The following is a 21,158-nucleotide window of genomic DNA, read 5'->3' on the forward strand; positions in this document are numbered from 1 at the left end:
TTTAGTCAATTATATTGTATTTAACATAAAACTCTAGTATAATCTTTCGTATCATCATGAAATTCTGGTAATCGCTGCGGCGCTAGACGTCGTAGAGGAAAGTCCATGCTCGCACGGTTCTGAGATGACCGTAGTGTTCGTGCTTACTGAAAAAATAAGGTAAGGCAGCTATTAAGGCTGACGGCGGAAGGAAAACCTAAGTCCTCTGGATATGGTTGACACTTCCTGAAAGTGCCACAGTGACGAAGCTTGCTTGGAAACTTGCAAGGTGGAACGAGGTAAACCCCACGAGTGAGAAACCCAAATTATGGTAGGGGCACTCTCTAGAAGGAATTGAACGGATAGAGGGACAGAGTTTGCTCTGTAGATAGATGATTACCACCTGATCGTACGAGGCGCAAGCTGTTTGAGTACTCGGGAACAAAACATGGCTTATGGAATTTTTTGATGCTTATCTACGAAATAACAAGCGCTCTCCAATTCGGTGGAGAGCTTTTATTTTGAATTCATGAGGAAAAAGTAACCTTGTTAATCAAGTCTTGGTATGCGCTATACGTTTGAGAAGTATCGCTACCGCTTCTAAGTCACAACATCTGAAAACGGTTATAGCATCAATGTGATGTATTGATCTTGACTGCTCACATACTTGTATTGTAAGCAAACGCCAGGTATAACAACCACCTCTATAAATGGTTTATCAGTTTAGGTGTATGGTTACCTGTTTATCAAGAGAATGCCTTCGGCGATTGTCATAGATTTACTTGAGGCGCTTTTCGAGCAAATTCGAAAAATCTGGACGCATTCATTGCACGAAAGAGAAGCGTCAGTGACAATTACACCGAGCGTAATAGATTACATAGTGGTTGGCCTGACGTAAATGCCCTTCTGAGAGGGAGTATAGAGAGATAGGATGGAGCGGAAACATGAACGGAGTAAACAATTGGGAAAGTACGGATAAACTGAAACTGATATCTAAATATCCGACTTCCTTAATACTTAAAATCTTCGAAAATGTATCTGAAGGTATCATGATTACTGATGAATACAAAAAAATAGTAATGGTTAATCCTGCCTTTGAATTTGTGACAGGCTATACATGTGATGATGTGGTTGGAAAAACGCCAGCCGTTTTACAATCTGGTGTACATGAATTGCCGTTCTATTTAGAGATGTGGGAGCAGATACGACAAGAAGGCATTTGGCAAGGTGAGATATGGAATCGTCGTAAAACTGGAGACGTATATCCTGAATGGTTAACAATTGTTTGTGTAACCAACGATGAGGGTGAGGTTACAAATTACTGTGGTATTTTCACAGATTTGTCTGAAAGAAAAATAGTAGAAAATGAATTAGAAAAGCGTTTGCTCACGGATTCATTAACAGATGTATCCAATCGTTTTGCCTATATCGAAAGAATGGATAATCTCTTGGAATCGACTTCTGCTATTTCTCATTCAGTGCAGCATGCGATCTATTTCTTAGATTTGGATCGATTTAAGCAAATTAATGATACATTAGGCCATGCTGTTGGAGATTCAATTTTAATAGAAGTAGCAAATCGACTAAAAAAATTACTGAAAAATAAAGATATTATTGCAAGATATGGCGGAGATGAATTCGTCATTACATTAACCAATGTGAAAAATGTGAAAGAGGCTGCAAAATTTGCTGAACAAATTATTAGTAGTATTGAACAGCCAATGATGATAAATGATCAGGAAGTTTTTATTTCTACAAGTATTGGTATTAGCGTTTATCCAGTTGATAGTAAAAACACAGAAGAACTGATCAATTGTGCAGATAGAGCGATGACTTATTCAAAAAAGAATGAATTAAACGGCTATTCCTTCTATTTTGATGAACTGCAAACCGACGCACAACGAGTGCTATTGCTAGATTCTGAGTTAAGAAGAGCAATAGAAAACCGTGAATTTGAGCTACATTTTCAGCCAAAGATTTCTATGGAAAATGAGCAGATTCAAGGTTTAGAAGCACTAGTCCGCTGGAATAGCGAGAGGCTAGGCTTTGTTTCGCCTGCTGAGTTTATCACTTATGCGGAGGATACAGGTCTAATCATTCCATTAAGTGAGCTTATTATCGAAAAAGCATGTGAGGCAGTCATTCAAATGCAACAATATGGTTGGAAAACACCTGTCGCCATTAATATCTCGAGCATTCACTTTAAACAGCAGAATTTTTTGGAGTCGATACAAACAATATTAGAGCGCTATAATATGCCAGCTAACAATTTTGAAATAGAAGTGACAGAGCGAACGGTGATGAACAGTGCCAATGAGACAGTTAGTAAATTGGTTCGTTTAAAACAATTAGGCTTTAAAATCTCAATCGATGATTTTGGGACTGGCTATTCATCCTTAAGCTATTTGGTTCGCTTCCCATTAGATTGTTTAAAAATTGATCGTAGCTTTATCCAGCATATTGGATCACTCGATGAAAAACAGGCAGTTGTAGATGCGATTATTCAAATGTCCCATCGCTTAAAAATGAAAGTTGTTGCTGAAGGTGTAGAACAAGCACAACAAGTGGATATACTACGTAAAATGAACTGTGATATTATCCAAGGCTATTATTACAGCAAACCACTCCCGTTAAACGAATTGATGGAGTTTATGGAGTATTGGGAAATTGAGCATCAAGGAAGGAAATAATCTATGGCAAACTATCAATTAGTAGCTACGTCAGCAATGGGCTTAGAAGCTATTGTGGCACAAGAAGTAAAAGCACTTGGCTATGAAACAACCGTTGACAATGGCAAAGTATATTTTGAAGGCGATGAAACGGCGATTGCGCGTACCAATCTATGGCTACGTGTAGCGGATCGTGTAAAGATTGTCGTTGGGCAATTCCCAGCAAAATCGTTCGAACAATTATTTGAAAGTGTAAAGGCACTCCCTTGGGAGAAGTATTTACCAGTGGACGCTGCTTTTCCTGTTTCAGGAAAGTCCGTAAAATCGAAATTATTTAGTGTACCTGATTGTCAAGCCATTACCAAAAAAGCAATCGTTGAGCGAATGAAACAGCATTATAAGCGACTTGGCTTTTTAGATGAATCTGGAGCGACTTACAAAATTGAGGTTTCAATTTTAAAAGATGTGGCGACACTAACGATTGATACATCTGGTGCTGGCCTACATAAGCGTGGCTATCGTCAGGCTCAAGGTGAGGCACCATTAAAAGAAACATTAGCAGCTGCACTTGTACAAATTTCAAAATGGAATCCAAATCGCCCGTTTGTTGACCCATTCTGTGGCTCTGGTACTATTGCATTGGAAGCGGCGATGTTTGGACAAAATATAGCTCCAGGCTATAACCGAGAATTTATTTCTGAGGAATGGCCATGGATGAAAGCTGCAATCTGGGATACGGTTCGTGATGAAGCAGATAGTTTAGCGAACTATGATCAGCCTTTAGAAATTATTGGTTCCGATATTGATCACCGTATGGTCAGCATTGCGCAAGAAAACGCAATGGAAGCAGGCTTTGGAGAGTTAATCACGTTTAAGCAAATGCAAGCACGTGATTTTACAACACAGTTAACGGATGGTGTCATGATTGGGAACCCGCCGTACGGAGAGCGTATTGGTGATGTGGAAGTCGTGGAACAGGTGATTCGCGATGTTGGGAAGGTCATGAAAAACTATCCAACTTGGTCTGTATATATGCTATCCTCCATGAAAAATTTTGAAGAATTATATGGACGCCAAGCGACGAAAAAACGTAAATTATTTAATGGTTTTATTGAAACAAATTATTATCAGTTCTGGGGTCAAAAGTCTAAAAGAGATTAACGAATAGTAACGGAAGATAAGATTTTTTCTTATCTTCCGTTTCGTCGCGTATAATAGCACCAGATAGTTAGAGGGGGAACATTAATTGCGTAAATCTTTACCATTTGCATTATCAAAGGACCGTTCATTTTTTGATTCATTAGGTGACTGGATGGGCGATGTTCTTTATGATGAATTACCAGAAAAGGGCTTTGAATGCCGTGATGAGCAAATCTTTATGGCTTATCAAATAGAACAAGCACTAAAAGAAAAAAATGTTCTCTTTGCAGAGGCAGGAGTGGGAACTGGCAAAACGATCGCTTATTTGCTTCCAGCTATTTCCTACGCACGTTACACAGGGAAACCTGCGTTGATTGCTTGTGCAGATGAAACATTAATCGACCAACTTGTAAAAGAGGGGGGCGATATTTATAAACTCCAAAAAACGTTAGGACTTGATATTGATGTTCGACTAGCAAAATCGAGAGATCAGTATTTATGCTTAAAACGCTTTGAGGAAGCAGAGAAAGTGGAGTCGGATGAATGGATTGATGATATTTCCTTTTCTATCCCTGATGGTGTTTATGCACAAGGTTCGATGATTGCTGTTCATCCATATGGGGAACGCAGTGATTATCCAACAGTCAGTGATGAGGATTGGCAAAAAGTTAATTACAATTCGATTATGCAATGTTCGGTTTGTGACCTTCGTAATCGCTGTGGGCAAACATTGCATCGCTCTCATTATCGAAAATCAACCGATCTTGTTATTTGTTCACAAGATTTTCTAATGGAGCATTTAGCTACAAAGGAATCTCGTGAGCGTGAAGGTCAGTTAGCATTACTGCCTGAGGTATCAATGATGGTGCTGGATGAAGGACATTTATTGGAGTATGCTGCGCAAAAAGCGATGACCTATAAAGTACAGGCGACGACTATCGTGCAATTATTGGAGCGCTTGATGGTAGATGGTGTACGCGAGCGCACACTGTATGCAATGGAGAAATTACAGGATGATCATGAACTATTTTTTGATCAGCTTCGTGATGATATCGTTGCTTCTAATGAAGATCGCAAACGCATAAACAAATCAAAAACATTGCTTGCTTATGGGAAGCAATTAATAGATGATGTAGAAACATTGATGGAAGAATTCGTTTTTGAATCAGAAATGTACATGATTCCTGAATATGAGCTAAATATGGCGGAAGAATATTTAGAACAATATGAGGCTTCGTTGCGTATTTTCATCGCACAGGGAGATGCAGTAGATTGGTTAGAGGAAACAGATGGTGAAGAAACGCTCGTCATTATGCCTCGTTTAATCACAGAAGTTTTAGCAGAAAAATTATTCTCTAAAAAGCTTCCAATCGTCTTTTCTTCTGCCACTCTATCGGTCAATAAAGACTTTTCTTATATTGCCTATAGTTTAGGAATTCGAGATTACCAATCATTTTCTGTACCATCCCCATTCGACTATGAAGAGGTTATGAAAATCTATTTACATGAGCTTACACAACGAGACAAAACAGCGCGTGTTCAGCAGTTGCTGCGTGATGGTGAGCAAACGTTGATTTTGTTTAAATCGAAGCAAGCCATGCTAAACTTCAAGGCAGAATTACCGCTAATGGAACGTATGTATGTAGCATTTGAGGGAGATCGAGAGCTTTCAGCCATTGTTCGAGACTTCCAGCAAGGAACAGTTAAAACATTATGTTCATATCATTTATGGGAAGGGTTAGATTTGCCTGAGGAAGCATTAACTCGTGTGATTATTTATGATTTACCGTTTCCTCCACAGGACCCATTATTTGATGCGAAACGTACATTTGCCGAAAACCCATTTGAGGAAGTGGAATTACCTTTCATGCAATTACGCTTGCAGCAAGGGATGGGGCGCTTAATTCGTACATCGAATGACCATGGTGATATTCACATTTTATTAAATGAAGATGAACAAAAGCAGCGCGCAGCCTTTGAAAATATAGTAGCAGTTGTACCAGAAATAAAATAGAAAGAAGCGAGTTTACCCAAACGGTAAGCTCGTTTTTTGTTATATCGAAATAACATTATGTGTGTAGTTAAATTATGGATCTTTAAAAAACTGTTGAATATTTCTCTTTTAAGCTATATAGTTCTTTGTAATGCAACGAAATCTTGTGAAAGAATATATTTTTTATATTGAAAATAATTTCACAAAAGGTTTATAATAATGACAAAGATTTTTAAGAATAGTCAAATTGCTTGCTGACTATTCCTTGATAGGGGGCTTAAACCTGTCGAACATTCAATCATTGTGTAGAAAATATACAAATCTATCGGCAACGGATATTGACAAGTTAATAGAAATAGAGGCTACGCTAACGTATTATGCTGAGTTGACTGATTGTTACATGTTCATAGATTGCCTGTTGGAGAATTTACCGCATGCAATTGTTGTGGCAGAGGCATTCCCGAAGAAAGAGATTGGTTTATACGAAAAATCAGTTATCGGAAAATTCGTATTTGAAAGTTTTGAACCAGCCGTATTTGCTGCGTTTAAACATAAAGAAAAATCATCCATTTCCAGAGCAATTACGCAGGAAGGCATAACGGTGGAGCAAAATGTCATTCCCATTTTTAATGAGCAGCAGCAAGTAATTGCTGTGTTGATTCAGGAAAAAATGGTGAAGATGCAAACGACACCGAAGGATGATTTTCAAAATATGCCGTTTGCATTAATTGAGCATATTGTCGAACCTAATTCTCAACCAATTCCAGTTGTTTCTGATTTACTCGTAGAGTCGATTATTCTCACAAATCACGAAAATAAAGTGATTTATAGTAATCCAGCAGGCTATCATTTTATTTCGGAGCTATCTGGATTAGAAAATTTTGACAATATAGCGTTGGATAAAATCTTACCTTTTTTACAGGAGGTCTATGATAAAGGCGACGATGTCTTTTTCCTAGAAATTACGATTGATCGTAAGTCCTTTATTGTGAAGAAGATTCCTATTCGCAGTCATAACGAGAAAGTCACGCTACTCATTATTCATGATCTAACAGAGCTTAAGCTGAAAGAAAATGAGCTAATGATGAAAACATTTGCGATACGAGAAATTCACCACCGCGTGAAAAACAATCTTCAGACAGTGACAAGTCTATTACGTTTACAAATGCGAAATGATCTGTCTGCTTCAAATGCAAGTGCGTTTCAAGAGGCATTAAATCGAATCTATAGTATTTCATCGGTGTATGAGCTGATTTTAGAAAATGAAGATAACGCTGAAGAAAGAGTAGACGTTATCGCATTAGCTAAAAAAATTGGTCATAAAATGATTGGTACGTCTAATACAGCAACTATTCAACTAGCCTTTCATCATGAAAATTTGCAGCTGTTCTGTCATTCAAAAAAGGCAGTCTCTTTAGCACTCATTATTTGTGAGCTACTGCAAAATGCATTAAAGTATGCGTTTATCGGACGTGATGAAGGAGTTATCGATATTCAATTCATTCAGGAAGATTCTACAATTTCGCTTCATATTTCTGACAACGGCGTTGGAATGCAAGAGGTGAAGGCATCTTTTGGTATGGAGATTATCACAAGGCTTGTAGAATATGATTTAGCTGGCTCATTTTCAATTATCCCTAGTAATGAAGGTACACATACTCAAATTCAGTTCCCTGTAAGTGAGGAGGTATTTATCGTAAATGACTAGGAAAGTTATGATTGTCGAAGATGAATCACTGATTGCGATTGATTTGAAGTTTATGTTAGAAGATAACGGCTACGAAGTTGTAGCACAAGCGAACAATGGGGAAACAGCCATTGAATTAGCCTTTTTACACAAACCTCAGTTAATCTTAATGGACATTAAAATGCCTAAACTTGACGGTTTAAAGGCAAGTAAAATTATTGAACAACAGCTTGGTATACCCGTTCTTTTCATCTCGGCCTATAGTGAAAAAGAATTGTTGCTATACATGAAGCAGGATAATATATTAGGATATGTAATGAAACCGTTTTCTGAAAAAAATGTGTTGCCTGTGCTTGAGGTTGCTTTTCATCAAATTGATAAGTTCAACCGTCTCAATGGGGAGATCTTACATAAGCAAACACAATTAGATAAGCGAAAAGTCATTGAACGAGCGAAGGGCTTGCTGATGCAGGCTGAAAATATAAGCGAGGACGAGGCTTACCGTAAGATTCGCAATGAAAGCATGCAAACACAACAGGAAATGGTGCATATTGCACAGCAAATTATTAACAACTTACAAGTCAATAGTTGAAGCAAAGGCGCTTTAAAGAGATTTCTTCTTTAAAGTGCCTTTTTTTATATAAATTTATAAATAAAAAAGGGGTGATGAGTAAGATGGCAATGATAGGAACGGTTATCGTTTATATTATTATGATTTGTGCTGTTTTAGGGGCAATCGGAGCTATCCGAGATGCTGAGTATGGAATTGGGAAAGAATTTATGAATGGGATCCATACGGTTGGTCATATTTTTGTCCCAGCAGCAGGGATCATGGCAGCTATACCTTACTTAACATGGTTTATTAGTCATTTTATTAGTCCGATTTTTGAGTTAATTGGTGCAGATCCTGCGATTGCAGCGACTACGATTTTAGCCTCGGACATGGGTGGTTATCAATTAGCCAATGCATTAAAGGAGTCTTATGAGGGATGGGTAATGGCTCTTGTTGTTGGTTTTATGTCAGGTGCTACTATCGTATTCTCAATTCCAATGGGCCTTGCGATGTTGGATAAGCGTGATCATAAATACATGGCGCTAGGAATTATGGCTGGCGTTTTAACAATTCCGATTGGTGCATTTATTTCTTCTATCATGATTGTGCTATTCAACACAGAAGTACGTGAAGTCATTAGTACAACAGAGGCTCCTACATATGTATTTGCCATTTCTGTTTTACAAATATTAATTAACTTACTACCTTTATTCATTTTCGTTATCTTAATCGCACTAGGCTTAAAGCTTATTCCAAACGGCATGATTACTGGCTTCATGGTATTCGGTCGTGTAATGGATGCGGGAATTAAATTGGTGTTAGTGTTCTCTATTGTTGAGATTTTTACAGGTATTTTTACAAAGATTTTTGGCGCGTGGGGCTTCGATCCAATCATGGCTGATGAAATCGATCAGTTCCGAGCATTAGAAACAGCCGGTTATATCGGGATTATGCTAGCGGGTGCCTTCCCAATGGTGTATCTAATTCGAAAGTATGCTTCCAAGCCACTTGAAGCAGCTGGTAAAAAATTAGGCTTATCCTCTGTAGGAAGTGCTGGGATTTTAGCAACGATTGCGAATATTTTAGCGATGTTTACACTAATTCGCCATATGCCACCAAAAGACAAAGTAATTAACATTGCATTTGGTGTATGTTCCGCCTTTTTATTAGGTGATCACTTATCATTCACGGCGAACTTCCAGCCAACCATTATTTTACCTGTTATTGCAGGGAAGTTTTTAGCGGGTGTTATTGCGATTATTTTAGCCTATAAGCTTTCAGTACCAACTGCATTAAGGTTGGAAATTGAAGATCGCAAGGCTGGCATTATCAAAGAAGGCGAGTATTTAACAGATCAAAAATCTTAATTGATTAAAAAGTGAGGTGATGACGTGTGAGTGAAGAGAAAAAACGATTTATTCAGGAGTTTGTGCCGGGTAAACAGCTAACATTGAGTCACCTTATTGCCAATCCTGATCCAGAAATGTTTCAAAAGCTAGGTATTCAAGAAGCAGGTGCCCTTGGCATTATGACTTGTACGCCAAGTGAAACGGTAATTATTGCAGGAGACTTAGCAACAAAGGCTGCCAATGTCAAACTAGGATTTTTAGATCGTTTTACAGGTAGTCTCGTTATTGTTGGTAGTGTGTCAGAGGTAGAAATGGCGATGTTAGAAATCAATCGTTTTTTATCCGAGGTATTAGGTTATACACCATCAAAAATAACAAAATCATAGGATGTGTCATATGAAAAATCGAGTAATGATAATAGGCGGTGTGCAAGCAGGAAAGTCAACATTGATGAATACATTGTTGGGCAAAGAAAGCAGTGCCAACAAAACACAAGCACTCGTTTATGATGACTGGATTGTTGATACACCAGGTGAATATGTTGAAAATCCAATGTATTACAGAAATATTATGGCAACATCTTTGGAAGTAACCCATGTGATTTACTTGCAGGATGCCACATCAGCAAGGAGTGTATTCCCTCCGCAATTCAGCTTAGGGATTCCCAAAATACAAATAGGGGTTATTACCAAGATTGATGCCCCTGATGCAGATGTAGAAAGGGCTACCGCCTTATTAAAAAATGTTATGACGCAGGGCCCTATCGTGAAAACCTCTTCATGGCAAAAGCTTGGCATTGAATTGATTGAACCATTGATTCAACTCAAGACAAATGAAGAAATTCAACAATTTGTTAAGGAAAGCGATAGTCCGTATCTCATGTATTGCTCACAGTAGCGAGAGGGAGGTGTAGGGTGAAAACTGAAAAAATATTTAGTGCAGGCATTGATATTGGGACAAGTACCACAAAAATGGTTGTCAGTAGTTTTCTGTTAAAGAATGTGGCTGGCGTAACACATGTGCCAAGGATTGAAATTATTGAGAAAACGGTGTTGCATCAAAGTCCAATTATTAGAACCCCTTTTATCAATAAAGACATCATTGATATGAAAAAGATAGAGGAATTTATTTCTCAACAGTATCAATTGGCACAAATTGCTCCATCTGATATTGCAACAGGGGCCATCATCATTACTGGTGAATCAGCCACGAAGGAAAATGCAAGTGAGGTTGTCCATACCATTGCAGATGGCGCAGGTCATTTTTTAGTTGCTACCGCAGGTCCTGATTTAGAGGGCATCATTGCTGCCAAAGGGGCAGGTACTTTACAGCAATCAAAGAATTCATCCAAAGTCATCGCCAATATCGATATTGGTGGAGGGACAGCGAATATTGCTGTTATGCAGTTTGGAGAGGTCATTGGTACATGTACCTTACATGTTGGTGGTAGATTGATTGAGTTTAAGGATGGCAAGATTCAATCAATTTCTCCGCCACTCATGCGATTGATGGAACGATGGGCTAATCCGTTAGCGGTCGGTGATGCGGCCGAAGATATTCGAGTGACACATTGTCTTGAAGAAATGGTGCAAACACTTGCCATGATTCTTCATGGGCAATGCAGAGATGAAAAGCATCCATTATTACTAGGGCATTTACCAAACTGGCATAAACCTGTGGATGCCATCGTTTTTACGGGTGGTGTGGCCTCTTGTATTTATGAAAATGAATGTACCCAGCGTCAATATGATGATATTGGTGAAAAATTAGCGAAAATGCTAATTCAGCATGAACAGCTACAATCATTTTTATGGTTACGACCAGAGGAAACAGCACGTGCAACAGTGACTGGTGCTGGTACACAAACCACTGAAATCAGTGGGGCAACCATTCAGGTGGATGCACAGGTATTACCACTAAAAAATGTACCTGTCTTCAATTGTCATATAGATCCTTCAACAGACTTCAACTCGACGGTGAAGACAGCAGTAGAGAGAGCAAATGATCTATTTTCTATACAGGACAATCGTTCGCCATTTGCCCTCTATTTTAGTGAATTGCCCTATTTAAGCTTTCAGGATGTACATGCATTGTGTCAGGCCATTTTGCTACATTTGGCGACAAGATGCTCTAAGGACATACCAATTATCATAGTCATTCAATCAGATTATGCAAAGATTATTGGACAGACCATACAAGCCATAAATGCGACAGTACCAATTATTTGCATTGATCAAATTAAAGTGGAAACGGGCGATTACATCGACATTGGAGAGGTTCTGCCATCTGGCGTCGTTCCTGTTGTGGTGAAGACCCTTGCCTTCCATTCAAAGTAAGGAGGATGAATGTGAACTTATCGGTGATATTTGGTGGAGAAAAATATAATTTTAAATCATTAAAAGATGTTATGGCTAAGGCCAATGAAGAAAAATCAGGCGATCAGCTAGCAGGTATTGCCGCTGAGACGGTTCAACAACGGATCGCAGCAAAGGCAGTATTAAGTGAGCTTTTAGTTAAAGATATCCGCGAAAACCCATTAGTGCCACAAGAAAATGATGAGGTTTCACGCATTATTGAGGGCGATATTAATGAGCAAATATATGGAGAAATCAAAAACTGGAGCATCGAGCAGCTGCGTGAATACATTTTATCAAATGACACGGGTGATCGTGAATTAAAGCGTTTAAGTAAAGGGATGAATTCCGAGATTATTGCCGCTGTTACAAAACTAATGTCCAATTTAGATCTTGTACATGCAGCCAATAAAGTTGAAATACTTTCAACGTGTAATATTACGATTGGTCAAAAAGGGACGCTGTCATCTCGTCTACAGCCAAATCATCCGACAGATAATATTGATGGCATCATCGCCTCTCTAAAAGAAGGACTGTCCTATGGTATTGGGGATGCTGTTATCGGCATTAATCCTGTAGATGATTCAGTTGAAAGTGTCAAAAAAGTGCTTACAGCTACAAAGGAATTCATCAATGATTGGTCCATTCCTACGCAAAACTGTGTATTAGCTCATATTACAACACAGATGAAGGCAATTAAACAAGGCGCCCCAGCAGATATGATTTTCCAAAGTATCGCAGGGACAGAAATTGCTAACCGTTCGTTCGGTATTTCTGCTGATTTAATACGAGAAGCAGAGGAGCTCATTAAAAAACAAGGAACAGGTACTGGTCCAAATTTATTCTACTTTGAAACAGGTCAAGGCTCAGAGCTATCGGCAGAGGCACATATGGGTATTGACCAAGTAACACTGGAATCGCGCAATTATGGATTTGCTAGACATTTTAATCCTTATATTGTGAACACTGTAGTTGGCTTTATTGGCCCAGAGTATTTATACAACAATAAACAAGTAATTCGAGCAGGTCTCGAAGATCATTTCATGGGCAAAATGCATGGTATTCCTATGGGGGTAGATATTTGCTATACCAACCATATTAAGGCAGACCAAAATGATGTGGAAGATTTGAGTGTATTGCTGACAGCTGCTGGTGTTAACTTTATTATTGCTGCGCCAATGGGCGATGACGTGATGCTCAACTATCAATCGATGAGCTTCCATGATGTGGCTACATTACTCCAAACATTTGGTAAAAAACCAGCACCAGAGTATTTAGCATGGTTAGAGAAAATGGGCATTTATGAAAATGGTCGACTGTCAGCAAGAGCTGGCGATTTATCCATTTTTGAAAGGTAGGTGAGTCAAGTGAATGATCAATTAGTTTCTATGATTACACAGCTTGTCATGGAGAAGATGGAGAAAAGTACAGGTAGCCAAACACCTGAAATAGCAGCTACTCCAACAGAACAACCACTTATTAAATTTTATGATACAGTAGAAAATCGTTCTTCAGGAACAACAGAAGCTATAGCAACATCACAGGAGCCATTAATTCAGCTGTATCAGCATGGAGCTCCACAGCAAGTAACGACGGTTACTTCTGCTACTTTCGAACAACCAGTAAATGACGCTGTGCCAATCAAGCCCTTTCAGTTTGAGGCGGGCTCGTTAAGTGAAAGTGTGCAGGCTGCTAAGAAACATACACCTGCTCGTATTGGTGTAGGAAGAGCAGGGACAAGACCGAAAACGAAAACCTGGTTAAAATTCCGACTTGATCATGCTGCTGCGGTAGATGCTGTATATGGCGAAGTGACAGAAGATCTTTTACAAAAGCTTGATGTCTTTCAGGTCACAACGAAAGTCACAGATAAAGAGGAATACATTACAAGACCTGACTTAGGGCGTCGTTTATCAGAAGAATCAAAGGCATTGATTCAGCAAAAATGTAAACCACAGCCAAAGGTACAGATTATTATCTCGAATGGCTTGAGTGCAAGTGCGATTGAGGAGAATGTTCAAGATGTTTACTTAGCCCTTCAGCAAAGTCTTAGCAATTTAAATATTGACATTGGTACTACGTTCTATATCGATAAAGGGCGTGTTGCTTTAATGGATGAGATTGGTGAGCTGCTACAGGCAGAGGTTATTGTTTATCTAATTGGTGAGCGTCCAGGGCTCGTATCAGCAGAATCGATGAGTGCATATTTATGCTACAAGCCAAGAATTGGGACAGTGGAAGCGGAACGTATGGTAATTTCAAATATCCATAAGGGTGGTATCCCACCATTAGAAGCGGGAGCTTATCTTGGCACAGTCGTAGAAAAAATCCTGCGTTATCAGGCAAGTGGCGTAGAGCTTGTCGCAAAAGAAGGTTAGGAGGCTGAAATATGTATCCTCAAAAAATTATGGCGCAAATCTTGGCGATGCAAACCATTCCAAGAGTCAACAGTGAACTAGCAGAGCAGTTAGATTTAAAGCCACATCATCATAGCATTGGGCTTGTCACACTGACAATCGACGATGTTGGCTATGTTGCCTTAGATGAGGCGACGAAAAAGGCAGATGTCGATGTTGTTTATGCAAAAAGCTTTTATGCTGGAGCGGCACATGCGTCTGGTCCATTGTCAGGTGAAGTAATTGGCATTATTGCTGGAAGCTCACCTGATGAAATTCGTAGTGGTCTTGATGCCATTCAACAAAAAATTGAATTTGATACGTATTTTGAAGCCATTAATAATAATGACAATCATGCCTTGTTTGCCCATACCGTGGCAAGCTGTGGGACGTATCTTGCTGAGCTTGCAGATGTAAAGGTTGGCACCCCACTTGCTTATTTAATTGCTCCGCCGCTTGAAGCGGTTGTTGGATTAGATGCAGCATTAAAGGCTGCAGATGTTGAGCTAAAGGTTTTCTTTGGTCCTCCATCTGAAACCAATTTTGGGGGCGGCTTATTAACTGGCAGTCAATCTTCATGCGAGGCTGCGGCACATGCATTCAGAGAAGCTATTGAAAATATAGCTAGAAACCCAGTGATTTAGAAGGGAGGCGGCTTTATGGCCACATTAGACAAAGACTTATTAGCGATTCAGGAAATGAGAGATGCCGTTAAACATGCTAATACAGCACAGGCTGCCTATATGCAATTTTCTCAGCAACAAGTAGACAACATTGTAAAGGCTGTCGCGGATGCTGCCTTTAAGGAAGCAGAGCGTTTAGCAAAAATGGCTGTGCAAGAAACAGGAATGGGTATTCCTAACCATAAAAAGATGAAAAATGAAGTAGCTTCACGAGATGTCTATGAAGATATTAAAGAATTAAAAACAGTTGGTATTGTGGGCTATGATCGGATGAAAAAAGTAGCCGAAATTGCAAGTCCTTTTGGTGTCATTGCTGGTATCGTACCAACAACAAATCCAACCTCTACAGCGATCTTTAAGACACTTATTTCTTTAAAAACGAGAAATGGTTTAGTGCTTAGTCCACACCCATATGCAGTGAAATGTACAAAAGAGGCTTTAGATATTTGTCGAGTAGCTGCTGAGAAAGCAGGCGCGCCAGAAGGATTACTACAATGTTTAACAATGTCCTCCATGGAAGCAACACAGCAGCTAATGAAGCATCCAAACATCCATTTAATTTTAGCTACGGGTGGTGGTGCATTGGTCAAGGCAGCCTATAGCTCTGGCAAACCTGCCTATGGGGTTGGACCAGGAAATGTACCAGCTTACATTGAAAAATCGGCTAATATTCAAAAATCTGTACGTCAATTGGTGCAAAGTAAATCGTTCGATAATGGCACAATCTGTGCAACAGAGCAAGCCATTATTGTGGATAAGGTGATTGCAGAGCAAGTGCAAACAGAATTAAAGAAAAATGGTGCCTATCTATTAAATGCCGAAGAAAAAGCTAAAATGGAAAAATTGATCTCGCCAGTTCCTGGGAAAGTAAATCCCCAGATTGTCGGTAAATCAGCTACTTGCCTAGCAGATTCTGTCGGTATTACGGTACCAGACGATACAAAAGTTCTTGTGGGCTTCGAAACAATGATTGGTAAAAATATTCCATTTTCTCTTGAAAAACTATCACCAATCTTTGCGCTTTATGTTGTTGAAAACAGTACAGAAGCCAAGCAGGTGATGATTGACCTATTAAATATTGGAGGACGCGGACATACATGCTCAATTCACACTGAAAATGCAGCATTAGCAGAGCAATTTTCTGTCGAATTACCAGTATCACGAATTGTGGTTAATACATTATCCTCAATTGGTGCAGTAGGTGGCACAACGGGCTTAGCACCATCCTTTACATTAGGCTGTGGGACATTTGGCGGCAATATTACGTCAGACAACATTACAGCAAGACATTTATTAAATATCAAACGTATGGCGTATGGCATTAAAGATGTCGAAGTGCCAAAACCAGAATTCGAAGTACAGTCCGTTGTTGAATCGGTAGTTTCACAAGAACCTACTCTTGATACAACGATGGTTCAACAAATTGTCGATCAAGTATTAAAACAAATCACATTACAAAATAAATAAATTATTTGGAGGAATGACAAATGAGTACAGCATTAGGAATGGTAGAAACAAAAGGTTTAGTAGGAGCAATTGAAGCAGCAGACGCAATGGTAAAGGCAGCAAGCGTTAATTTAGTAGGCAAAGTACATGTAGGTGGCGGGATCGTAACAGTTCTTGTACGTGGTGATGTAGGTGCAGTAAAAGCAGCAACAGATGCAGGGGCAGCAGCAGCACAACGTGTAGGAGAGCTATTATCTGTCCATGTAATTCCACGTCCACACCACGAATTAGAAATGATTTTACCAAAAGCAGAAGCATAATTTCATGTTCTTTCAAACGCTATAGATGGAAAAATAACTACCATTTATAGAAGAGAGCTGGATCTAACTTTAGAACAGCTCTCACCTTGTCCTGATAAAATAATCAACAAAATAAAGAGGTGGCTAACATGACAACAGCAACAAAAACTTTTCCAGTGGCCATTTCGGCTCGTCATATCCATCTAAGTGAAGCGGATTTACAAGCACTTTTTGGTCCAAATGCAACCCTAACGAAAGATTTCGACTTATCACAGCCAGGGCAATTTGCTGCAAAAGAGCGCGTCTCTATTGAGGGACCTAAAGGCGTTATTCATAATGTCCGTGTCCTTGGACCTGTAAGACCAGCAACCCAAGTAGAGGTAAGCCGCACTGATGCCATGAAGCTAGGAGTGACACCACCTTTACGCCAATCAGGTGATATAGACAATTCTGCGGGCATTAAAATACTTTCTCAAGACAAAGAAATAGAGATCCAGCAGGGAGTCATCATTGCGCAAGCGCATATTCATATGACTGAGGAAGATGCCAAAGCATTGGAAGTACGCAATAATGAAATAGTTTCAGTAGAAGTTGTAAGTGATCGACCTGTCACTTTCCGAGGTGTCGTTGTACGTGTTTCCAATGATTTTAGTCTGGAAATGCACATTGATACAGATGAAGCAAATGCTGGTTTTATCGAACAGCAGGCACAGGGTAAATTAATAAAAGTATCATCGTAAGGAGGAGGCAAGATGCAAGAAAATTTAGTGCAAAAAATTGTGGAAGAAGTTCTGCAACAGGTCTTAAAAAATCAATCTTCCCCTCCACATGACGGTAAAATTCCGATTGGTGTATCTGCCCGCCATGTCCATCTTGCACAAGCAGAAGTGGAACAGCTCTTTGGTGAAAATTACCAGCTCACACCGAAATTCGAGCTTTCACAGCCAGGGCAATTTGCTGCGGAGGAAACTGTAGTAATTGCAGGTCCAAAAGGGTCAATTGAGCGCGTGCGTATTCTTGGTCCCGCTCGTTCCTTATCGCAAGTGGAAGTAAGCTGGACAGATGCTATGAAATTAGGTCTGAAGCCACCATTAAGAATTTCTGGTGATATTCAAGGTTCCAGTCCTGTTACATTAATTGGTCCAAAGGGAAGTGTTGTGTTAAATGAAGGCCTCATTATTGCACAGGCACATATTCATATGTCCCCAGCGGATAGTGCGAGATTCCAAGTCGTAGATGGGCAATCTGTCCAAATTAAGGTAGAAGGTATTCGCCCGATTATTTTATCGAATGTGGTTATCCGTGTTTCAGAGCGCTATCGCTTAGAAATGCATATTGATACAGATGAAGCAAATGCAGGGTTAATTCAACAAGGAACGCTTGCAGAAATCGTGCATCATCAAGTAAGTGAACCTATGATCACTGTGAAAGAGCAGTCGCCAGTCGTACAGAAACTAGAGCAACCGTCCGTCTATCATTATGACAAAAAGCTACTTTCACAAATAGAAGTGCTCGATATCGATGCACAAGAAATTGTCGTTCCAAAGAAAACCATTGTGACAGCATTGGCTTATGATAAGCTGCGAGAGTTAAATAAAACATTAACGATTCGTTCAGATTAGTTAGACAATGTGTGTCGCATAAAGAGGGTGAAGTTCATGCAAATGGGAAGAGTGATAGGCAGTGTATGGGCAACACGCAAGGAAGAGGGACTGAATGGTTTAAAGCTACTAATCATTCAACCTATTGATTCCAATCAACAGCCGATTCGCACAGAAATGGTTGCAGCTGATCGTATAGGAGCGGGTATTGGTGATGATGTCCTGATTACAAGTGGTGGGTCATCTCGCTATATCATGAAAGATAATCCGTTACCGATTGATGCAGTTGTCATTGGTATTATTGATTCTACGGAAGTAATGAGAGGTGAGGGCAATGAGTAGCGCAATTGGAATGATCGAAACAAAAGGATTAGTAGGCTCTTATGAAGCTGCTGATGCGATGATTAAAGCGTCAGACGTCACAATCGTCAAACAAGAGTTTGTGGATGGTGGCATCGTGACGATTGTCGTGAAGGGTGACGTAGGTTCTGTACAAGCCGCAGTAGAGGCTGGAAAAGCAGCCGCTATGCGTGTTGGTGAATTATTAGGCGCTCACGTCATTCCGAGACCTGATGAAGATGTCTTTAAAATGATTAAAGGACCAGAGGCACCAAAGAAAAAGGCTGTCTCTGCACCAGCAGCAACGCGTGCTAAAAAAACAACAGAAACAACATCAGCGACAGATAATCGAGGTGAAGCATAATGGCATTTCGTAAAAATAAAATCGCTGTTATTGGAGCAGGCCACACCGGTTCCACACTGAGTTTATTTTTAGCACAGAAAGAATTAGGCGATGTAGTGCTTGTTGATATTCCAGAGGCCGAGAACCCGACAAAAGGGAAAGCTTTGGATTTGCTACAAACAGGCCCAATCGAAAAATTCAATGTGTCCATTAAAGGCACGAGTCAATATGAAGATATCGCAGGTGCGGATATTGTTGTCATTACAGCAGGTATTCCACGTAAACCAGGGATGAGTCGTGATGACTTAGTCACAACAAATGCTAAAATTATTCAACAGGTTTCAAGACAAATAAAACACTATGCTCCAAATAGTATTGTTGTTGTGTTGAGTAATCCTGTTGATGCCATGACGTATGTGTGTCATAAGGAAACAGGCTTTGCCAAAAATCGTATCATCGGTCAATCTGGTGTGTTAGATACAGCTCGCTTCAACACGTTTGTGGCGCAGGAGCTTCACATTGCACCAGAGGATGTATCAGGCTTCGTCCTAGGAGGACATGGCGATGAAATGGTTCCATTAATCCGTTATTCCTATGCAGGCGGCATTCCATTAGAGAAACTAATTCCTCAGGAACGACTACAGCAAATCGTGGAGCGTACGCGTAAAGGCGGCGGTGAAATTGTTGGCTTACTAGGTAATGGTAGTGCCTACTATGCTCCAGCCGCAGCGTGTGCCCAAATGGTTGAAATTATTATCAAAGATCAACGAAAAATTATCCCTTCTATTGCCCTATTAGAAGGAGAATATGGGTACCACGATCTCTTTTTAGGGGTACCAACTATTTTAGGTGGCAATGGCATCGAATCTGTCATCGAATTGCACCTAACAAATGAAGAACAAACAGCCCTTCAGCACTCTGCAGAGGCTGTGAAACAGGTAATTGCTATTTGCCAAAACATTGAATAGAGTATACAGACTCTATTTTTCAATGGATCGAAAGGATCCCCAACTTTCTTTCCAATAAAACTTCATGATAGCTCAAAAAATGTTTGATTGGAAACCGAACATGACTTGAAGGCTAGTATAAATCCCCAATTATATAGAAAGCTCTCCTCTAGTTATGGGAGCAGAAACTGTAGCAGACTTAAAGTTTGCTACAGTTTTTTTATTCACAACTTATATCATAAAAAAAATTATCGCCTCTACTATAATGAAATTAGGAGGGATGTGGATGAACAACATTGTACAGGAGATGATTGATTGGATTGAGCGTCATCTATTAGAAGGATTTTCATTAGAGCAATTAGGAAAGGATATAGGTTATTCTCCTTATTACTGTTCTTTTAAATTCCATCAGTGACAGGGATGACGATTAAAAAATATAGATCACTACGTAAAATTTATCTTTCTACTATTGCATTAAAAGATCCCCAAAAGAAAATAATCGACATCGCCTTTCACTACGGCTTTTCATCGCAGGAATCCTTTTCTAGAGCTTTTAAAAGGTATTTTGGTATAAGTCCGAATGATTACAGAAAGTCTCCTCAACCTTTACAAACCTTTGTAAAGTTGAGATTACAGGATGATGGAGGATGGTTGACGATGGATATTTCTCAGAAATTAAAAATTGAAGCATTACAAGAGAAGATGAATGTGCAATACGATCAAGAGCTATTGAATGTATTAAATGGTCAAATGATGTATGAGGAGTTCGCAAAACAACAATTAATGGGCAACAGTGATTACGTTCCTTTCAATGAAGCGATGTGTGCGAATCCAACGATTAGTCCGATTTTCAGTGAAGAATTTAATAAACTGCGTGCTATAGGGCATGAGGTGTCTTTACAGCAATATGAGCAGGTGACATTGAAGCCGTTGAAGCCATTGTTAACAAATGACTATAAATGTATTGTTTTATGGTTTGGAGATGATATGTTTTGTCAGATGAATTTATTGACCGTCCTTGCTTTCCTAGAGCAACAAAGGTATCAAGGCAAAGTCTATTATTATATGGTCAAGGAAATGACCTATGATGTGGAAGAAACAGAGATAGAACTTGGACCGTATGGGGAGGTCTATCAAAAGGTCTTAATGCACCATCGTCTACCCAAGACAACGCTTATACCTGTCATGTATCAGGGCATTCAATTATTTTTCAGCTATTTAAATGAAGAGAATGAGATCACTACGTATATAAAAAAACACCTCAATCTATCTCAAAATGACCTGTTAAAGCAATTGTTTTCCCTATTTCCACACTATGGATTAGGGGATAGACAATACATCAAAATAATAGAGAAGATAAAAAAGGAATATTCTGAATAA

The 21,158-nt window shown here is 39.4% G+C and carries 19 protein-coding genes, 1 other RNA gene and 1 pseudogene; all 21 read left to right on the plus strand.

Annotated elements, in window-relative coordinates; all coding sequences use genetic code 11:
- The first annotated feature begins 59 nt into the window (after positions 1-59).
- The 21 genes and pseudogenes from rnpB to B3D98_RS09470 all read left to right on the plus strand — a co-directional run bounded on the left by rnpB (position 60) and on the right by B3D98_RS09470 (position 21,158).
- Positions 60-440, plus strand: an RNA gene (rnpB, locus tag B3D98_RS09370) — RNase P RNA component class B.
- A 483-nt stretch (positions 441-923) separates the two neighbouring features.
- On the plus strand, positions 924-2,669 hold the full coding sequence (locus tag B3D98_RS09375; RefSeq protein WP_054550770.1) for a GGDEF domain-containing phosphodiesterase: 1,746 nt from the start codon (positions 924-926) through the stop codon (positions 2,667-2,669).
- 3 nt (positions 2,670-2,672) lie between these two features.
- Entirely contained in the window at positions 2,673-3,809 is a 1,137-nt protein-coding gene (locus B3D98_RS09380; protein ID WP_048389991.1) for a THUMP domain-containing class I SAM-dependent RNA methyltransferase, read from the plus strand.
- A gap of 85 nt (positions 3,810-3,894) precedes the next feature.
- Positions 3,895-5,802, plus strand: a complete 1,908-nt coding sequence (locus tag B3D98_RS09385; RefSeq protein ID WP_048389992.1) for an ATP-dependent DNA helicase — start codon at positions 3,895-3,897, stop codon at positions 5,800-5,802.
- Between the two features lie 226 nt (positions 5,803-6,028).
- Positions 6,029-7,489, plus strand: a complete 1,461-nt coding sequence (locus B3D98_RS09390; protein ID WP_026023345.1) for a sensor histidine kinase — start codon at positions 6,029-6,031, stop codon at positions 7,487-7,489.
- Positions 7,482-8,060 carry an ANTAR domain-containing response regulator gene (locus tag B3D98_RS09395; protein ID WP_004269312.1) on the plus strand — a complete coding sequence of 193 codons (579 nt, stop codon included), beginning with the start codon at positions 7,482-7,484 and terminating at the stop codon, positions 8,058-8,060. Before B3D98_RS09390 ends, B3D98_RS09395 begins: the two co-directional genes overlap by 8 nt.
- A gap of 83 nt (positions 8,061-8,143) precedes the next feature.
- Entirely contained in the window at positions 8,144-9,388 is a 1,245-nt protein-coding gene (gene eutH / locus B3D98_RS09400; protein WP_016991938.1) for an ethanolamine utilization protein EutH, read from the plus strand.
- 26 nt (positions 9,389-9,414) lie between these two features.
- Positions 9,415-9,756 carry an ethanolamine utilization microcompartment protein EutS gene (eutS, locus tag B3D98_RS09405; RefSeq protein ID WP_004269314.1) on the plus strand — a complete coding sequence of 114 codons (342 nt, stop codon included), beginning with the start codon at positions 9,415-9,417 and terminating at the stop codon, positions 9,754-9,756.
- A 10-nt stretch (positions 9,757-9,766) separates the two neighbouring features.
- On the plus strand, positions 9,767-10,267 hold the full coding sequence (locus tag B3D98_RS09410; protein WP_048389997.1) for a EutP/PduV family microcompartment system protein: 501 nt from the start codon (positions 9,767-9,769) through the stop codon (positions 10,265-10,267).
- 17 nt (positions 10,268-10,284) lie between these two features.
- A complete protein-coding gene (locus B3D98_RS09415; protein WP_112117723.1) occupies positions 10,285-11,706 on the plus strand; it encodes an ethanolamine ammonia-lyase reactivating factor EutA in 1,422 nt (473 codons plus the stop codon).
- Positions 11,707-11,711: 5 nt separating this feature from the next.
- Entirely contained in the window at positions 11,712-13,082 is a 1,371-nt protein-coding gene (locus B3D98_RS09420) for an ethanolamine ammonia-lyase subunit EutB (protein WP_008176446.1), read from the plus strand.
- A gap of 9 nt (positions 13,083-13,091) precedes the next feature.
- Positions 13,092-14,102 (plus strand): ethanolamine ammonia-lyase subunit EutC, encoded by a 1,011-nt coding sequence (eutC, locus tag B3D98_RS09425; protein ID WP_054550777.1) that lies wholly within the window; start codon positions 13,092-13,094, stop codon positions 14,100-14,102.
- Between the two features lie 11 nt (positions 14,103-14,113).
- Complete coding sequence (gene eutL / locus B3D98_RS09430; protein WP_036077522.1) at positions 14,114-14,764, plus strand: ethanolamine utilization microcompartment protein EutL; 651 nt, start codon at positions 14,114-14,116, stop codon at positions 14,762-14,764.
- 15 nt (positions 14,765-14,779) lie between these two features.
- The gene (locus tag B3D98_RS09435) at positions 14,780-16,270 is read left to right on the plus strand and encodes an aldehyde dehydrogenase family protein (RefSeq protein WP_009370494.1); all 1,491 of its coding nucleotides are present in this window, start codon (positions 14,780-14,782) and stop codon (positions 16,268-16,270) included.
- Between the two features lie 20 nt (positions 16,271-16,290).
- Positions 16,291-16,569, plus strand: coding sequence for a BMC domain-containing protein (locus B3D98_RS09440; protein WP_004269321.1), 279 nt, complete (start codon positions 16,291-16,293; stop codon positions 16,567-16,569).
- A 128-nt stretch (positions 16,570-16,697) separates the two neighbouring features.
- A complete protein-coding gene (locus B3D98_RS09445; protein WP_112117727.1) occupies positions 16,698-17,288 on the plus strand; it encodes a phosphate propanoyltransferase in 591 nt (196 codons plus the stop codon).
- A gap of 12 nt (positions 17,289-17,300) precedes the next feature.
- The gene (locus tag B3D98_RS09450; protein WP_131519737.1) at positions 17,301-18,170 is read left to right on the plus strand and encodes a phosphate propanoyltransferase; all 870 of its coding nucleotides are present in this window, start codon (positions 17,301-17,303) and stop codon (positions 18,168-18,170) included.
- Positions 18,171-18,206: 36 nt separating this feature from the next.
- Complete coding sequence (locus tag B3D98_RS09455) at positions 18,207-18,491, plus strand: EutN/CcmL family microcompartment protein (protein ID WP_054550780.1); 285 nt, start codon at positions 18,207-18,209, stop codon at positions 18,489-18,491.
- Positions 18,484-18,852 carry a BMC domain-containing protein gene (locus B3D98_RS09460; protein ID WP_016991930.1) on the plus strand — a complete coding sequence of 123 codons (369 nt, stop codon included), beginning with the start codon at positions 18,484-18,486 and terminating at the stop codon, positions 18,850-18,852. Before B3D98_RS09455 ends, B3D98_RS09460 begins: the two co-directional genes overlap by 8 nt.
- A complete protein-coding gene (mdh, locus tag B3D98_RS09465; protein ID WP_016991928.1) occupies positions 18,852-19,799 on the plus strand; it encodes a malate dehydrogenase in 948 nt (315 codons plus the stop codon). The genes B3D98_RS09460 and mdh overlap by 1 nt, the downstream gene beginning before the upstream one ends.
- Positions 19,800-20,064: 265 nt before the next feature.
- Positions 20,065-21,158, plus strand: a pseudogene (locus B3D98_RS09470) (helix-turn-helix domain-containing protein).

Origin of the sequence: Lysinibacillus sp. UBA5994 (assembly GCF_002429725.1) — a bacterium.
GTDB lineage: Bacteria > Bacillota > Bacilli > Bacillales_A > Planococcaceae > Lysinibacillus > Lysinibacillus capsici.

Coding starts and splice junctions, on each gene's coding strand:
- B3D98_RS09435 (WP_009370494.1), top strand. CDS start 14,780: ATGGCCACATTAGACAAAGACTTATTAGCGATTCAGGAAATGAGAGAT.
- B3D98_RS09440 (WP_004269321.1), top strand. CDS start 16,291: ATGAGTACAGCATTAGGAATGGTAGAAACAAAAGGTTTAGTAGGAGCA.
- eutL (WP_036077522.1), top strand. CDS start 14,114: ATGTATCCTCAAAAAATTATGGCGCAAATCTTGGCGATGCAAACCATT.
- B3D98_RS09410 (WP_048389997.1), top strand. CDS start 9,767: ATGAAAAATCGAGTAATGATAATAGGCGGTGTGCAAGCAGGAAAGTCA.
- eutH (WP_016991938.1), top strand. CDS start 8,144: ATGGCAATGATAGGAACGGTTATCGTTTATATTATTATGATTTGTGCT.
- B3D98_RS09450 (WP_131519737.1), top strand. CDS start 17,301: ATGCAAGAAAATTTAGTGCAAAAAATTGTGGAAGAAGTTCTGCAACAG.
- B3D98_RS09445 (WP_112117727.1), top strand. CDS start 16,698: ATGACAACAGCAACAAAAACTTTTCCAGTGGCCATTTCGGCTCGTCAT.
- B3D98_RS09395 (WP_004269312.1), top strand. CDS start 7,482: ATGACTAGGAAAGTTATGATTGTCGAAGATGAATCACTGATTGCGATT.
- B3D98_RS09455 (WP_054550780.1), top strand. CDS start 18,207: ATGCAAATGGGAAGAGTGATAGGCAGTGTATGGGCAACACGCAAGGAA.
- mdh (WP_016991928.1), top strand. CDS start 18,852: ATGGCATTTCGTAAAAATAAAATCGCTGTTATTGGAGCAGGCCACACC.
- B3D98_RS09375 (WP_054550770.1), top strand. CDS start 924: ATGAACGGAGTAAACAATTGGGAAAGTACGGATAAACTGAAACTGATA.
- B3D98_RS09460 (WP_016991930.1), top strand. CDS start 18,484: ATGAGTAGCGCAATTGGAATGATCGAAACAAAAGGATTAGTAGGCTCT.
- B3D98_RS09380 (WP_048389991.1), top strand. CDS start 2,673: ATGGCAAACTATCAATTAGTAGCTACGTCAGCAATGGGCTTAGAAGCT.
- B3D98_RS09420 (WP_008176446.1), top strand. CDS start 11,712: ATGAATGTGAACTTATCGGTGATATTTGGTGGAGAAAAATATAATTTT.